Genomic DNA, 15,822 nt, shown 5'->3' on the forward strand with positions numbered 1-15,822 from the left:
CATGGCATACAGCGAAAAAGTTATCGATCATTACGAGAACCCGCGCAACGTTGGCTCTTTTGACAACAGCGATGAATCTGTCGGTAGCGGCATGGTTGGCGCGCCAGCGTGTGGCGACGTGATGAAGTTGCAGATTAAAGTCAACAATGAAGGTATCATTGAAGACGCGCGCTTCAAGACCTACGGCTGCGGTTCTGCAATTGCGTCCAGCTCCCTGGTCACCGAGTGGGTGAAGGGCAAGTCTCTGGACGAAGCACAGGCAATTAAGAACACGGATATTGCTGAAGAACTCGAACTGCCGCCGGTGAAAATTCACTGTTCAATTCTGGCAGAAGACGCGATCAAAGCCGCCATTGCGGATTACAAAAGCAAACGTGAAGCAAAATAATTGAGGTTTGAGTATGTCGATTACCCTTAGCGACAGCGCTGCCGCGCGAGTAAGCTCTTTTCTGGCGAACCGTGGTAAAGGCTTTGGCCTGCGACTGGGCGTACGTACCTCCGGCTGTTCTGGTATGGCTTACGTACTGGAGTTTGTTGACGAGCCGGCGTCTGACGACACCGTGTTTGAAGACAAGGGCGTGAAGGTGGTGGTCGATGGCAAAAGCCTGCAATTTCTCAACGGCACTCAGCTGGACTTCGTAAAAGAAGGCCTGAACGAAGGGTTCAAATTCACGAACCCGAACGTCAAAGACGAGTGTGGTTGCGGCGAAAGCTTCCACGTTTAACCGCGCGTCATCCGAAACCCCACCGTGGCTTTGCTGCGCGTGGGGTTTGTTCTAACAGGCTACCCCTGAGATTGTTATGGATTACTTCACTCTCTTCGGACTACCCGCTCAATACCCGATCGATCTTCAGGCGCTGACGGTCCGTTTTCAGGATCTGCAGCGTCAGTATCATCCGGATAAATTCGCCAGCGGGACGCAGGCAGAGCAGCTGGCTGCGGTATCGCACTCCGCGACTATCAACCAGGCCTGGCAGACGCTGCGCCATCCGCTGGCGCGTGCAGAATATCTGCTCTCGCTCCACGGCTTTGATCTGGCGAGCGAACAGCACACCGTGCGCGACACCGCGTTTCTGATGGAACAGCTGGAGTTGCGCGAAGAGCTGGATGAGATTGAACAGGCCAAAGACGAAGCGCGTCTGGAACGTTTTATCACGCGCGTGAAGGGCATGTTCGATACCCGCCATCAGCAGATGGTGAAGCAACTGAACAACGAGACCTGGGACGTGGCGGCAGACACTGTGCGCAAACTCCGTTTTCTCGATAAACTGCGAAGCAGCGCTGAACAACTCGAAGAAAAGCTGCTCGATTTTTAATTTCGGAAGCAATTATGGCCTTATTACAAATTAGTGAGCCTGGCTTAAGCGCCGCACCGCACCAGCGTCGTCTGGCGGTCGGTATTGACCTGGGCACCACCAATTCCCTCGTGGCGACCGTGCGCAGCGGCCAGGCGGAAACGCTGGCCGACGAGCAGGGCCGCCATCTGCTGCCTTCCGTGGTCCACTACCAGCAGCAGGGTCACGCGGTCGGCTATGACGCCCGCGCCAACGCCGCGCGCGATCCGGCCAACACCATCAGCTCCGTAAAGCGCATGATGGGCCGCTCGCTGGCTGATATCCAGACCCGCTACCCGCACCTGCCGTATCAGCTGCAGGCCAGTGAAAACGGTCTGCCGATGATTGCCACGGCGGCCGGTTTGCTGAACCCAATTCGCGTTTCCGCTGATATCCTCAAAGCGCTGGCGGCGCGCGCGACGGCGACGCTTGGCGGCGATCTGGACGGCGTAGTGATCACCGTTCCGGCCTATTTTGACGACGCACAGCGTCAGGGCACCAAAGACGCCGCGCGTCTGGCGGGCCTGCACGTGCTGCGCCTGCTGAACGAACCGACGGCGGCTGCGATTGCCTACGGCCTCGACTCCGGTCAGGAAGGGGTAATTGCGGTCTACGATCTGGGCGGCGGCACCTTTGATATTTCGATCCTGTGCCTGAGCCGCGGGGTGTTTGAAGTGCTGGCGACCGGCGGGGATTCCGCGCTCGGCGGCGATGATTTCGACCATCTGCTGGCGGACTACATCCGCGAGCAGGCGGGCATCAGCGATCGCAGCGATGCGCGCGTTCAGCGCGAACTGCTGGATGCTGCCATCGACGCCAAAATTGCGCTGAGCGATGCGCAGTCGGTCAGCGTTAATGTCGCAGGCTGGCAGGGTGAAATCACCCGCGACCAGTTCAGCGAGCTGATTGCGCCTCTGGTTAAACGCACCCTGCTGGCCTGCCGTCGCGCATTGAAGGATGCGGGCGTGGAGGCTGACGAGGTGCTGGAAGTGGTCATGGTGGGCGGCTCAACGCGCGTGCCGCTGGTGCGCGAGCGGGTGGGCGAGTTCTTTGGCCGCACGCCGCTGACCTCCATCGACCCGGACAAAGTGGTTGCCGTCGGCGCCGCTATCCAGGCCGATATTCTGGTTGGCAACAAGCCGGACAGCGAAATGCTGCTGCTGGATGTCATCCCGCTGTCTCTCGGTTTAGAAACCATGGGCGGCCTGGTGGAGAAAGTGATCCCGCGTAACACCACCATTCCGGTGGCGCGTGCGCAGGAGTTCACCACCTTCAAAGACGGCCAGACCGCGATGTCCATCCATGTGATGCAGGGCGAGCGCGAACTGGTGCAGGACTGCCGCTCTCTGGCGCGCTTTGCGCTGCGCGGCATCCCGGCGCTGCCAGCTGGCGGGGCGCATATTCGCGTGACCTTCCAGGTAGATGCGGACGGCCTGCTGAGCGTCACGGCGATGGAAAAATCGATCGGCGTGGAGTCGTCCATCCAGGTGAAGCCGTCCTACGGCCTGACCGATGGCGAAATCGCCTCCATGATCCAGGATTCAATGAGCTACGCCGAGCAGGATGTGAAGGCGCGTATGCTGGCTGAACAGAAAGTTGAAGCCGCACGTGTGCTGGAAAGTCTGAACGGGGCGCTCGCTGCCGATGCCGCGCTGTTAAGCGCCGCCGAGCGTCAGGTGATTGACGAGGCTGCCGCGCGCTTACGCGCAGTCGCCGAAGGCAATGACGCTAACGCAATAGAAGAAGCCATTAAAAACGTTGATAAACAAACCCAGGACTTCGCTGCTCGCCGCATGGACAAATCTGTCCGCGTCGCGCTGAAAGGCCAGTCCGTGGACGAGGTTTAATATGCCAAAGATTGTTATTTTGCCTCATGCGGACCTCTGTCCGGATGGCGCTGTTCTGGAAGCGAAGACCGGTGAAACCATTCTCGATGTTGCCCTGCGTGCAGGTATCGAAGTGGAACACGCCTGTGAAAAATCCTGTGCCTGCACCACCTGCCACTGCATCGTGCGTGAAGGTTTCGACTCTCTCGCCGAGAGCACCGAAGACGAAGACGACATGCTGGATAAAGCATGGGGTCTGGAGCCAGACAGCCGCCTGAGCTGCCAGGCCGCGGTGACCGATGAAGATCTGGTCGTGGAATTCCCACGCTACACCATCAACCACGCACGCGAGCATTAATATGGGACTGAAGTGGACAGACAGCCGTGAAATCGGCGAAGCGCTCTACGACGCGAACCCGGATCTCGATCCCAAAACCGTACGATTCACCGACATGCACCAGTGGATCTGCGATTTAGAGGATTTCGACGACGATCCAAACGCATCCAATGAAAAAATTCTGGAGGCGATTCTGTTAGTCTGGTTAGATGAAGCAGAGTAAATCACTTAACGGGCTGCCTTCAGGCGGCCCGTTTGCTAATAAGGATAAATAAAATGACCGAAGCGATGAAGATTACGCTCTCTACGCAGCCCGCCGACGCGCGCTGGGGCGAGAAAGCCAGCTACAGCATCAACAACGACGGTATCACCCTGCACCTGACGGGCAAAGATGATTTAGGTCTGATCCAGCGCGCCGCGCGTAAAATTGACGGCCTGGGCATTAAGCATGTCTCGCTGGAAGGCGAAGGTTGGGATACTGACCGCAGTTGGGCGTTCTGGGCGGGCTACAAAGGCCCGAAAGGCACCCGTAAAATTGAGTGGGCGAACCTCGACGAAGCCGGTCAGAAAGAGCTGGAAAGCCGCCTGCAAATTATCGACTGGGTGCGCGACACCATCAACGCCCCGGCGGAGGAGTTAGGCCCTGAGCAACTGGCGCAGCGTGCGGTTGACCTGCTGTGCGGCGTGGCGGGGGATAACATGTCCTACCGCATCACCAAAGGTGAAGATCTGCGCGAGCAGAACTACATGGGCATCCACACCGTGGGCCGCGGCTCCGAACGTCCTCCGGTCCTGCTGGCGCTGGATTACAACCCAACCGGCGATAAAGAAGCGCCTGTCTTTGCCTGCCTGGTCGGTAAAGGTATCACCTTCGACACCGGCGGCTACAGCCTGAAGCAGAGCGCGTTCATGGATTCCATGAAGTCCGACATGGGCGGCGCGGCAACCATCACCGGCGCGCTGGCGTTCGCCATCACCCGCGGTCTGAACAAGCGCGTGAAGCTCTACCTGTGCTGCGCGGATAACATGGTGAGCGGCAACGCCTTCAAGCTGGGCGACATCATTCGCTACCGCAACGGTAAAAATGTCGAAGTGATGAACACCGATGCCGAAGGCCGTCTGGTGCTGGCCGATGGCCTGATCGACGCCTCTGCCCAGAAGCCAGAGCTGATTATCGACATGGCGACCCTGACCGGCGCGGCGAAAACCGCCCTGGGCAACGACTACCACGCGCTGTTCAGCTTTGACGACAAGCTGGCCGCTCGCCTGCTGGCAAGCGCGGCTGCGGAAAACGAACCGTTCTGGCGTCTGCCGCTGGCCGAGTTCCACCGCAGCCAGCTGCCGTCTAACTTTGCCGAGCTGAATAACACCGCGAGCGCGGCGTACCCGGCGGGGGCAAGTACCGCAGCAGGCTTCCTGTCGCACTTCGTTGAGAACTATCACGAAGGCTGGCTGCACATCGACTGCTCCGCAACCTACCGTAAGGCGGCAGTTGAGCAGTGGTCCGCGGGTGCGACCGGTCTGGGCGTGCGTACCGTGGCGAACCTGCTGACGGCTGAGTGATCTTTTTTGCCCGGCGGCGCTGCGCTTGCACGGGCCTGTGATTTTGTAGGCCGGGTAAGCAAAGCGCCACCCGGCGTTTATTGAAGTAGCCAAACTATGTCAGATACCAAAAACGAATTAGAAACCCTGCTGGAACAGGCGGCGACCGAGCCAGCCCATCGTCCGGCATTTTTCCGCACGCTACTGGAATCCACCGTCTGGGTGCCGGGCACCGCGGCGGAAGGTGAGCAGGTTGTCGAAGACAGCGCGCTGGATCTGCTGCACTGGGAGAAAGATGACGGGACGTCGGTTATCCCGTTCTTCACTTCATTGGAAGCGTTGCAGGAAGCGGTAGAAGATGAACAGGCGTTCGTGGTGATGCCGGTGCGCACGCTGTTCGAAATGACGCTGGGCCAGACGCTGTTCCTTAACGCTAAGCTGCCAACCGGGAAAGAGTTCACCCCGCGCGAGATCAGCCACCTGATTGGTGAAGAGGGCAATCCGCTCAGCACGCAGGAAGTGCTGGAAGGGGGCGAAACGCTGCTGCTGTCTGAGGTGGCCGAGCCGCCTGCGCAGATGATCGATTCGCTGACCACGCTGTTCAAAACTCTGAAACCGGTAAGACGCGCGTTCCTCTGCTCCATTAAAGAGCGCGCGGACGAAAAGCCGGTGCTGTTGATCGGTATTGAAGCCGATGGCGATTTCGACGAGATCGTTCAGGCGGCGGGAAGCGTGGCCACCGACACGCTACCGGGCGATGAGCCGATCGATATCTGTCAGGTGAAAAACGGTGAGAAGGGCATCAGCCATTTTATTACCGAGCACATCACGCCGTTCTATGAGCGTCGCTGGGGCGGCTTCCTGCGCGATCTCAAGACCAACCGCATCATCTGATTACGGCGGGGTGAATGTCACCCCGTTGCCTCCAGCAGCAGTAAATCCATCAGCAGCACCAGATTCGACTCAAACGACGTCACGCCCGCGGCTTCGGCGGCGAAGTGCACCGCTTCGTCATACAGCGCAAAGTGCACGTCCGCCATACCCGCCAGCGTATTGGCCGAGGCGCGGGTAAAGGCGACGACCGTCATGCCGACGTTTTTGGCAATCCGCGCCTTATCCAGCACCTGTTCCGTTTCGCCGCTGCGGGAGACGGCAATAAATACCTGATAACGCGCAGCGTTGCTGAGAAAAATGTTTCGGCTGTCCCCCGGCCCGGAGATGAACGCCGTTTTGCCCAACACCTGCAGCTTCTTGGTCAGGTATTCGGCAAAGAGATAGGAAAACCCGGCCCCGTAGAGAAAAAAGCTCTCTTTCTGCCGCAGCAGGTCGGCGAACTGCTGGCGCTTCTCCTGCGTGATCCACTGGAAGGTGTGCTGATAGTTAGCGATAAACTGATTAAACAGCGCCGGGAGCTCAGGAAGGGATTGCGCCTGAGCGGCAATATGCGGCGTGTCGGAGAGCAGCTGCTTGCAGTGCCAGATAAACTCGCTAAAGCCGCTAAACCCCAGCTTCTGACACAGCCGCATGATGGTGGCGGTAGAAACAAACGTCGCCTGCGCCAGCTCGCGCACCGTGATGTTGCCCACCAGCAGCGGATGCTCCGTCAGGTGGGCGAGGACGCGATACTCCGCGCGGGTCAGCGACGCCCCGCGCGTTAACAGCGTGGCCAGGCGGTTATCCATTATTTCGCCGGTTCAACTGGCAGATCGTCACGCGCCCCCCATTCGCTCCAGGCGCCGTCGTAGAGCGTAACGTCGTTGACGCCGAGGGTGGCGAGTGCCAGGATCACCACGCAGGCCGTCACGCCGGAGCCGCAGCTGGCAATAATCGGGCGATGTAAATCCACGCCCGCGCGGTCAAAAATGGCACGCAGCTCGTCGGTAGTTTTCAGCTCGCCCTCAAACACCAGGTCGCCCCACGGCACGTTCAGCGCACCTGGAATATGGCCTCGTCTCAGCCCTGGACGTGGTTCATCCGCTTCAGCGTTAAAGCGTGGTGCAGGGCGCGCATCGACGATTTGCGCCGTCTTTTCATGGCTCGCGACCAGTACGTCGGTCAGGCGCTTCACCACGTTGACGTCGAACGTCGCGTCGAACTCGCCTTCCGGCAGCGTCACGTCGCCCTGCTGGAGCGGCAGCTCGTCACGCTTCCAGCCCGCCAGACCGCCCGCCAGAATCGAGACTTTTTCCACGCCAAACTGTTTCAGCATCCACCATGCGCGCGGCGCGGAGAACAGATTGCCTTCATCGTAAACAACAAGATGTTTGTCTTTGCTGACGCCCAGCTCGCGCATCGCCACGGAAAACGCTTCCGGGCGCGGCAGCATGTGCGGCAGGGGAGAGGTATGATCGGAGAGGGCTTCGATATCAAAAAATACCGCGCCAGGCAGATGCCCGGCGCGGTATTCACCGGGAACGTCACGATGTTCCTGGCCCGGCGGGGCCATACGCGCGTCAATAATCTGGACTTCCGGATCGTCGCCGTGCTCAATCAGCCAGTCGGCGGCGACAAAATATGAGGTGGACATGGGTTGCCTCCATTCTTTTCCGTAAAAAAGGATTGTCGGTGTTTTTTCTGACACCGACAAGCAAACCACGTTCAACTCGCGAGCAAGCCCCTATTTTTTCACCGTTTCGCTGTCCTGCCAGGCTTTTTGCAGCGCAGGCCAGTAGTCGCGGTTGGCTTCTATCATCTCATCCAGAATCGCTTTTGCGTGCTCCATAGTGGGCACGGTGCGGTTGAGGGTGAACGCCTGAAGCGCTTTCTCATAGCTGCCTTCGATGGTCGCCTCTACCAGCAGCTGTTCAGACGCCAGCTGCTGTTGCAGCAGGGTCTGGTGGAACAGCGGTACCAGCCCCACGCGCACAGGCTCCGGCCCTTCGGAGGTGATATAGGCGGGTACTTCCACCACCGCATCATAAGGCAGGTTGGTAATCGCCCCGCGGTTCTCCACCATTACCAGATGGCGTTGGCGCAGGTTAAAGGCCAGCGAGCAGGCGACATCGACGATAAACTCGCCGTGAACGCCCACGTGGAAGGCATCCGGTAAAATCCCGGTGTGCTTGTACTCTTCGGCGGCGGCGAACAGCTTTTTCTCACGCCCGTTCATCACTTCGTTGGCGCGGGTATAGTCCGGGTTCTGATGCTCCACAATCTGGTTCGGCATCAGGTAGTACTGAAGGTACGGGTTCGGCAGGTACTCCGGGAAGTTATCCATAATCGGCTTGATGTTGCGCCAGGTTTTAACCCACGAAGGATCCGAGTGCTGCGGATCGGTTTTGGCCGCATCTTCCGTCAGCAGGCCAAACTTCGCGATATGTTTGCGCAGCTCCGGTAATTTGTCCTCGCCGTCCACCAGCACGCGGGTAAACCAGCCGAAGTGGTTCAGGCCAAAGTAGTCCACCTCCAGTTTGCGACGATCGACACCCAGAATGGCTCCCATATTACGCATCGCCGCGACCGGCATATCGCAGATGTTCAGCACGCGAGCATTTGGTCGCAGACGTCGCACGCCCTCCGCGACGATCGCCGCCGGGTTGGAGTAGTTCACGATCCAGGCTTTCTCATGCGCGTAGCGATCCACCAGATCGATAAGCTCGACCATCGGCAGGATCGTGCGCAGTCCGTAGGCCAGCCCGCCGGGGCCGCAGGTCTCCTGGCCGACCACGCCGTGACGCAGCGGGATCTTCTCATCCTGCTCGCGCATTTTGTACTGGCCGACGCGCATCTGGGCGAAAACGAAATGCGCGCCGCTGAAGGCCACTTCTGGGTCACTGGTGACGGTAAATTTGATGCTCTGGCTGTGGTCGCGAATCACTTTCTCAACCACCGGCGCAATGGTGTTCTGACGCGCCTCGTCGATGTCATAGAGGCGGATTTCGGCCAGCGGAAAATCCTGCAGGCGCACCATCAGGCTTTTCACAATACCCGGCGTGTAAGTGCTGCCGCCGCCGGCAATCGACAGAATGAATGGGGGTGTAAACATCTTTAGCTCCTTTCAGAGAAACGTCTCAACGGCTTCTCGCATTTTTTTGACGTGCAGCCCGTAGACCACCTGAACGTTGTTACCTTGTTTGATAACCCCTTTCGCGCCGGTCGCCTTCAGGCGCGGCTCGTCGATGATGGCAACATCCTTCACCGTGACGCGTAAGCGGGTGTAGCAGTTATCCACAACCTCAATATTTTCCCGGCCGCCCAGGCCCACCACGATGGACTCGCCCAGCCCGTCGTTATTGCCTTTCGCCTGGTACTCCTGCTTGCTGTAGAGGCGTGTCTCCTGATCTTCATCCTCACGGCCCGGCGTTTTCATGTTGAAACGCAGGATAAGGAAGCGGAACACCACGAAGTAGAGGGCAAACATGATCAGCCCAACCACGATGTACATCGGCCAGTTGGATTTCTCGGTGCCTAGCGGCAGGTTGTAGAGAATGAAATCGATAATCCCGTTGGCACCGATAGCATGAACGCCCAGCAGCGAGAACAGCATCATGCCAATACCGGTCAGGACCGCATGCACCACGAACAGCAGCGGGGCGACGAACAGGAAGGAGAATTCAATCGGTTCGGTCACGCCGACCAGCAGCGAGGTCAGCGCCGCCGGGATCAGAATGGCTTTCGCAACGGCTTTACGCTCCGGCTTCGCGGTCATGTACATCGCCAGCGCCGCGGCGGGCAGGCCGAACATCTTGCTGATGCCGCGCGCGTCCCACACTACCGTGCTGCTGAGCTGTTTCACTTCCGGGCAGGCCATCTCGGCGAAGTAGATATTGCGCGCCCCCTGGTAAGCCGTGCCGCACACCTCCTGCGTGCCCCCCAGTTCGGTATACAGGAACGGCGTATAAACCAGATGGTGCAGGCCGGTCGGCACCAGAATGCGCTCAAGGAAACCGTAGATCGCCACCCCGAACGGGCCAGAGCCTTTAATTGCCAGCGCCAGGGCGCTAATCCCATGCTGCGCGTACGGCCAGAGTTCGCTCATTACCACGCCGAGCAGCATAGAGACGGGCAACATGACAATGGCGACAAAACAGTGGCCGGAGTAAATCGCCATCGCGCCGTTAAACTGTACGCCGGAGTATTTGTTGTACAGGTAACCGGAGAGCGCCCCGGTCAGGATCCCGGCGAAAACGCCCATCTCCAGCACCTGAACGCCCAGCACCATGCTTTGCCCGGCGGCTTTAATCTGCTCAGCAGGGGCCAGCTCGCCCTGCAGCTGCAGCGTCACGTTCATGGCGTTGATAAACACCACGAAAGTCACCAGACCAATCAGCGCCGCGTAGCCTTTATCGCGCGTCGCCAGACCAATCGGGATCCCGACGGCAAACACCAGCGCCAGGTTGACCAGCACCGACACGGCAGATTTGGCGATCAGCTGGCCGATACTCTGGATAAGCGGATGGCCAAGGAACGGCAGGTATTCGGCCAGGTTACCGTTGCCCAGCACATTGCCAAAGGCGATAAACAGACCGACAATCGGTAAGATAAGTACCGGTCCGTATAATGATTTTCCGAAATTTTGTAGGGCGTTCACGGCTCGTTTCATGGCTTTCTCTCTTTTTGAACCGCGCACTCGGGGTGCGTCATGGTCATAAAACTAGCAGGCTCTGAGCGAACATATCCAGCTATCTTCTTGTTTTAAAAACAAATGACGTAAAAGGTAACATGTGACGTTATGCGCTGTGATCGCGGTTCCATCACGGTGTAGCGGCGTGATGCCATTATGCGAGGCGCTTTCCAGATTCTTAAATTGGACTTTTTGTATTAACGAAACTTGCGGATAATACTTATCCGGACGACGACCAACAGGCCCCCTCAGGCCAGGGACACAGGATGAAACCGTTTCGCTTAGCCGCGATCTCTCTCGCGCTGCTCACCACCTTTACGCTTGTCGCCTGTGATAACAGCGACGATAAACCTCAGGCTGCGGCTGCCGCAGCATCCACCGCATCAACACCGAAAGCCGCGGAAAAGCCCGACGCTGAAAAGCTGGCTAAAATGGCCGCCCAGAGTCAGGGAAAAGCGCTGACTCTGCTTGATGCGTCTGAAGTGCAACTGGACGGCGCCGCTACGCTGGTGCTGACCTTCTCTGTCCCGCTGGATCCGGAACAGGATTTCGCGAAGACGGTTCACGTCGTGGATAAGAAAAGCGGCAAAGTTGACGGGGCGTGGGAACTTGCGCCTAACCTGAAAGAGCTGCGCCTGCGCCATCTGGAGCCAAACCGTAATCTGGTTATCACCGTGGATCGTGGCCTGGTGGCGCTGAACAAAGCGACCTTTGGCATTGATTATGAAAAAGCCCTGACCACGCGAGATATAGAGCCGTCGGTCGGTTTCGCCAGCCGCGGCTCGCTGCTGCCGGGCAAAGTGGTGGAAGGGCTGCCGGTGATGGCGCTTAACGTCAACAATGTGGACGTCAATTTCTACCGCGTGAAGCCGGAATCGCTGGCCTCGTTTGTCAGCCAGTGGGAGTACCGCAACTCGCTGACCAACTGGGAATCTGACAATCTGTTGAAGATGGCGGAACTGGTCTATACCGGTCGTTTTGACCTCAACCCGGAGCGCAACACGCGTGAAAAACTGCTCCTGCCGCTTAAAGATATCAAGCCGCTTCAGCAGTCCGGCGTTTATATCGCCGTCATGAACCAGGCAGGGCACTACAACTACAGCAATGCCGCAACGCTCTTTACCCTGAGCGATATCGGTTTGTCTGCTCACCGCTATCATAACCGGCTGGACATTTTCACCCAGAGCCTGGAAAACGGTGCGGCGCAGTCCGGCGTTACCGTCACGCTGCTGAATGACAAAGGTCAGACGCTCGCCGAAGCCAGCAGCGACGCCGACGGCCATGCGAAGCTTGAAACAGACAAAGAAGCCGCGCTGATCCTCGCCAGCAAAGACGGCCAGACTACGCTGCTCGATCTCAAGCTCCCAGCGCTCGACCTGGCAGAGTTCGACATCGCCGGTAGCCCCGGCTTCAGCAAGCAATTCTTTATGTTTGGCCCACGCGATCTCTATCGTCCGGGTGAAACGGTGATCCTTAACGGCCTGCTGCGCGACAGCGACGGAAAACCGCTTCCCGATCAGCCCGTGAAGCTTGACGTGCTGCGCCCGGACGGGCAGGTGGCACGCACGATCGTTGTTCAGCCTGAGAACGGCCTCTACCGCTTCAACTACCCGCTGGATAGCGGCGCGCAGACCGGCATGTGGCATATTCGCGCGAATACCGGTGATAACCAGCAGCGCCTGTGGGATTTCCACGTCGAAGATTTTATGCCCGAGCGTATGGCGCTCAATCTGACGGGACAAAAAGCACCGGTTTCCCCACAGGATGAGGTGGACTTCAACATTGTGGGCTATTACCTGTATGGCGCTCCGGCCAACGGCAATTCTCTTCAGGGCCAGCTTTTCCTGCGTCCGCTGCGCGACGCCGTTGCTGCGCTGCCTGGCTTCCAGTTTGGTGATATTGCGGAAGAAAACCTGAGCCGCAGTCTGGATGAAGTGCAGCTTACGCTGGATGAGCAGGGGCGCGGGCAGGTGACCACCGAAAGCCAGTGGAAAGAGGTACACTCGCCGCTGCAGCTGATCCTGCAGGCGAGCCTGCTGGAATCAGGCGGTCGTCCGGTGACGCGCCGCGCGGAGCAGGCTATCTGGCCGGCGGCGCAACTGCCGGGTATCCGTCCGCAGTTCGCCAGTAAGGCGGTCTATGACTACCGTACCGATACCACCGTCAACCAACCGATCGTCGACGAGAACGGCAACGCCAGCTTTGACATCGTCTATGCCGATGCCAGCGGGGCGAAAAAAGCGGTATCCGGTTTGCAGGTTCGTTTGATCCGCGAGCGTCGCGACTACTTCTGGAACTGGTCCGAGAGCGAAGGCTGGCAGTCTCAATTCGATCAAAAAGATCTCGTTGAGGGCGAGCAGGAGCTTAGCCTTAAGGCCGATGAAACCGGCAAAGTCACCTTCCCGGTGGAGTGGGGCTCATACCGACTGGAAGTGAAAGCGCCTGATGATGTGGTCAGTAGCGTGCGCTTCTGGGCAGGTTACAGCTGGCAGGATAACAGCGACGGCACGGGTGCGGCGCGCCCTGACCGCGTGACCCTGAAACTGGATAAACCGGCCTATCAGCCAGGCGATACCATCCAGCTGCACATTGCAGCGCCAGCCGCAGGTAAGGGCTATGCCATGATCGAATCCAGCGAAGGACCGCTGTGGTGGAAAGAGATCGACGTACCGGCAAACGGGCTCGATCTTTCCATTCCGGTGGATAAAGCCTGGAAACGTCACGATCTCTATCTCAGTACGCTGGTGGTGCGTCCTGGCGATAAATCCAAATCCGCCACGCCGAAGCGCGCGGTCGGTCTGCTGCATCTGCCGATGGGCGACGAAAATCGCCGCCTGAACATCGCGCTGGATAACCCGCAGAAAATGCGTCCAAACCAGACGCTCTCCGTGAAGGTGAAGGCCAGCGTGAAAGAGGGGGCGGTTCCGCAGAAAGTGAACGTGCTGGTCTCGGCGGTGGACAGCGGCGTGCTGAACATTACCGATTACGTTACGCCGGATCCGTGGCAGGCTTTCTTTGGCCAGAAGCGCTACGGCGCGGATATCTACGATATTTATGGCCAGGTCATTGAAGGGCAGGGCCGTATGGCCGCGCTGCGCTTCGGTGGTGACGGCGATGAGCTCAAGCGCGGCGGTAAACCGCCGGTGAACCACGTCACCATTATTGCCCAGCAGGCTCAGCCGGTTACGCTGGATGCCAACGGAGAAGGCACAATTACGCTGCCGATTGGTGATTTCAACGGCGAACTGCGTCTGATGGCGCAGGCGTGGACGGAAGATGATTTCGGCAGCAGCGAAAGCAAGGTTGTGGTGGCCGCGCCGGTCATTACCGAGCTTAATACCCCGCGCTTCCTGGCGAACGGCGATACCTCACGGCTGACGCTGGATATCACCAACCTGACCGATCGGCCGCAAACGCTGAATATCGCCCTGAGCGCGACAGGCAAACTGGCGCTGGAAGGGGCGCAGCCTCAACCTGTCCAGCTCCCACCGGGGGCGCGCAGCACGCTGTTTATTCCGGTGCGCGCACTGGACGGTTATGGTGACGGTGAAGTGACCGCGCAGGTGACCGGCCTGCAGCTTCCGGGCGAAACCTTCGCACCGCAGCAGAAAAGCTGGAAAATTGGCGTACGTCCGGCATTCCCGGCACAAACGGTAAACACCGGGGCCATGCTGAACCCGGGAGAATCCTGGACCGCACCGGCGCAGCACAGCAACGGTTTCTCTCCCGCCACTCTGCAGGGGCAACTGCTGCTGAGCGGCAAACCACCGCTCAACCTGGCGCGCTATATTCGTGAACTGCAGGCGTATCCGTATGGCTGCCTGGAGCAGACCACCAGCGGCCTGTTCCCGTCACTCTATACCAACGCCGCGCAGCTTACCGCGCTTGGTATAAAAGGAGATACCGATGACAAGCGCCGTGCTGCCATTGATATTGGGATCTCCCGTCTGCTGCAGATGCAGCGTGATGATGGCGGTTTTGCTTTGTGGGATAAAAACGGCCCGGAAGAGTACTGGCTGACCGCCTATGTGACTGACTTCCTGGTGCGCGCGGGCGAGCAGGGTTATAGCGTACCTGCCGATGCGGTGAACAACGCCAACAACCGTCTGCTGCGCTACCTGCAGGATCCGGGCATGATGTCTATCCGCTACAGCGACGACACCCAGGCCAGCAAATTTGCCGTGCAGGCGTATGCCTCGCTGGTGCTGGCGCGTCAGCAAAAAGCCCCGCTGGGCGCGCTGCGTGAAATCTGGGATCGCCACGCTCAGGCCGCCTCCGGGCTGCCGCTGATGCAGCTGGGCATGGCGCTCAAACTGATGGGCGACGCGCCGCGCAGCCAGCAGGCGCTGGATCTGGCGCTCAAAACGCCGCGCAACGACAGCAAAACATGGATGGCCGATTACGGCAGCCCGCTTCGCGATAACGCGCTGATGCTCTCCCTTCTGGAGGAGTATAAATTGCTGCCGGATGCGCAAAATACGCTGCTGATTGCTCTTTCTGAACAGGCATTCAGCCAGCGCTGGCTATCCACCCAGGAGAGCAATGCGCTGTTCCTGGCCGGACGTTCGCTGCAAACCCTGTCAGGCGCATGGCAGGCGAAAACCTCCCTGTCTGATACCGCATCAGGCGGCGATAAGGCGCTGGTACAAAACCTAAGCGGCGACCAGCTTGGTGCGCTTCAGGTAACCAATACCGGCACGGCACCGCTGTGGGTACGTCTGGACAGTACCGGCTATCCGGAATATGCGCCTCAGCCGAGTTCCAACGTGCTGCAGGTTGAACGTCATATCCTGGCAACCGATGGCAGCAGCAAATCGCTCTCTTCGCTGAAGAGCGGTGAGCTGGTGCTGGTCTGGCTTGAAGTGAAAGCCAGCCAGAACGTGCCGGATGCGCTGGTTGTGGATCTCCTCCCGGCTGGTCTGGAGCTGGAAAACCAGAACCTGGCGAGCAGCAGCGCAAGCCTGCAGGACAGCGGCAGCGAAGTGCAGAACCTGCTCAGCCAGATGCAGCAGGCGGACATTCAGCACATGGAGTTCCGCGACGACCGCTTTGTGGCCGCCGTGCCGGTAAACGAAGGTCAGCCGGTTACGCTGGTTTATCTGGCCCGTGCCGTAACGCCGGGCACCTACCAGGTGCCGGTTCCGATGGTGGAGTCTATGTACGTTCCGCAGTGGCGGGCAACGGGTGCGGCCAGCGGCCCGCTGATTGTTGTTCCGTAA

General features: G+C 59.0%; 13 protein-coding genes. 9 read left to right on the forward strand and 4 right to left on the reverse strand.

The genetic code is table 11. The features are described from left to right. Position 1 precedes the first annotated feature (1 nt). The 8 genes from iscU (at position 2) to sseB (ending at position 5,934) form a co-directional block, all read left to right on the forward strand. Positions 2-388, forward strand: a complete 387-nt coding sequence (iscU, locus tag IM295_RS04285) for a Fe-S cluster assembly scaffold IscU (RefSeq protein ID WP_003860661.1) — start codon at positions 2-4, stop codon at positions 386-388. A gap of 13 nt (positions 389-401) precedes the next feature. After that, positions 402-725, forward strand: coding sequence for an iron-sulfur cluster assembly protein IscA (gene iscA / locus IM295_RS04290; RefSeq protein WP_003860659.1), 324 nt, complete (start codon positions 402-404; stop codon positions 723-725). Positions 726-801: 76 nt separating this feature from the next. Then, positions 802-1,317 (forward strand): co-chaperone HscB, encoded by a 516-nt coding sequence (gene hscB, locus IM295_RS04295; protein WP_193066279.1) that lies wholly within the window; start codon positions 802-804, stop codon positions 1,315-1,317. A gap of 14 nt (positions 1,318-1,331) precedes the next feature. Next, positions 1,332-3,182: a Fe-S protein assembly chaperone HscA gene (gene hscA / locus IM295_RS04300; RefSeq protein ID WP_193066280.1), complete on the forward strand. Its 1,851-nt coding sequence runs from the start codon at positions 1,332-1,334 to the stop codon at positions 3,180-3,182. Position 3,183: 1 nt separating this feature from the next. Further along, entirely contained in the window at positions 3,184-3,519 is a 336-nt protein-coding gene (gene fdx / locus IM295_RS04305) for an ISC system 2Fe-2S type ferredoxin (RefSeq protein WP_003860652.1), read from the forward strand. 1 nt (position 3,520) lies between these two features. Beyond that, on the forward strand, positions 3,521-3,721 hold the full coding sequence (gene iscX, locus IM295_RS04310; protein ID WP_003860650.1) for a Fe-S cluster assembly protein IscX: 201 nt from the start codon (positions 3,521-3,523) through the stop codon (positions 3,719-3,721). A gap of 53 nt (positions 3,722-3,774) precedes the next feature. Beyond that, entirely contained in the window at positions 3,775-5,061 is a 1,287-nt protein-coding gene (gene pepB, locus IM295_RS04315) for an aminopeptidase PepB (protein ID WP_045260180.1), read from the forward strand. A gap of 96 nt (positions 5,062-5,157) precedes the next feature. Then, positions 5,158-5,934, forward strand: coding sequence for an enhanced serine sensitivity protein SseB (gene sseB, locus IM295_RS04320; RefSeq protein WP_032648693.1), 777 nt, complete (start codon positions 5,158-5,160; stop codon positions 5,932-5,934). 17 nt (positions 5,935-5,951) lie between these two features. On the opposite strand, the gene IM295_RS04325 is transcribed toward sseB, so the two are convergent. The 4 genes from IM295_RS04325 to IM295_RS04340 all read right to left on the reverse strand — a co-directional run bounded on the left by IM295_RS04325 (position 5,952) and on the right by IM295_RS04340 (position 10,582). Beyond that, the gene (locus IM295_RS04325; protein ID WP_028014071.1) at positions 5,952-6,722 is read right to left on the reverse strand and encodes a MurR/RpiR family transcriptional regulator; all 771 of its coding nucleotides are present in this window, start codon (positions 6,720-6,722) and stop codon (positions 5,952-5,954) included. Beyond that, entirely contained in the window at positions 6,722-7,567 is an 846-nt protein-coding gene (sseA, locus tag IM295_RS04330) for a 3-mercaptopyruvate sulfurtransferase (RefSeq protein WP_069733425.1), read from the reverse strand. Before sseA ends, IM295_RS04325 begins: the two co-directional genes overlap by 1 nt. A gap of 90 nt (positions 7,568-7,657) precedes the next feature. Then, a complete protein-coding gene (locus tag IM295_RS04335; RefSeq protein ID WP_193066281.1) occupies positions 7,658-9,025 on the reverse strand; it encodes a 6-phospho-alpha-glucosidase in 1,368 nt (455 codons plus the stop codon). A gap of 12 nt (positions 9,026-9,037) precedes the next feature. Next, positions 9,038-10,582 (reverse strand): PTS transporter subunit EIIC, encoded by a 1,545-nt coding sequence (locus IM295_RS04340; protein WP_126327202.1) that lies wholly within the window; start codon positions 10,580-10,582, stop codon positions 9,038-9,040. Between the two features lie 287 nt (positions 10,583-10,869). On the opposite strand from IM295_RS04340, the gene IM295_RS04345 reads away from it, so the two are divergent. Continuing rightward, entirely contained in the window at positions 10,870-15,822 is a 4,953-nt protein-coding gene (locus IM295_RS04345) for an alpha-2-macroglobulin (RefSeq protein ID WP_193066282.1), read from the forward strand.

Origin of the sequence: Enterobacter cloacae complex sp. P14RS (genome assembly GCF_014895895.1) — a bacterium.
GTDB classification, from domain to species: Bacteria; Pseudomonadota; Gammaproteobacteria; order Enterobacterales; family Enterobacteriaceae; genus Enterobacter; species Enterobacter bugandensis.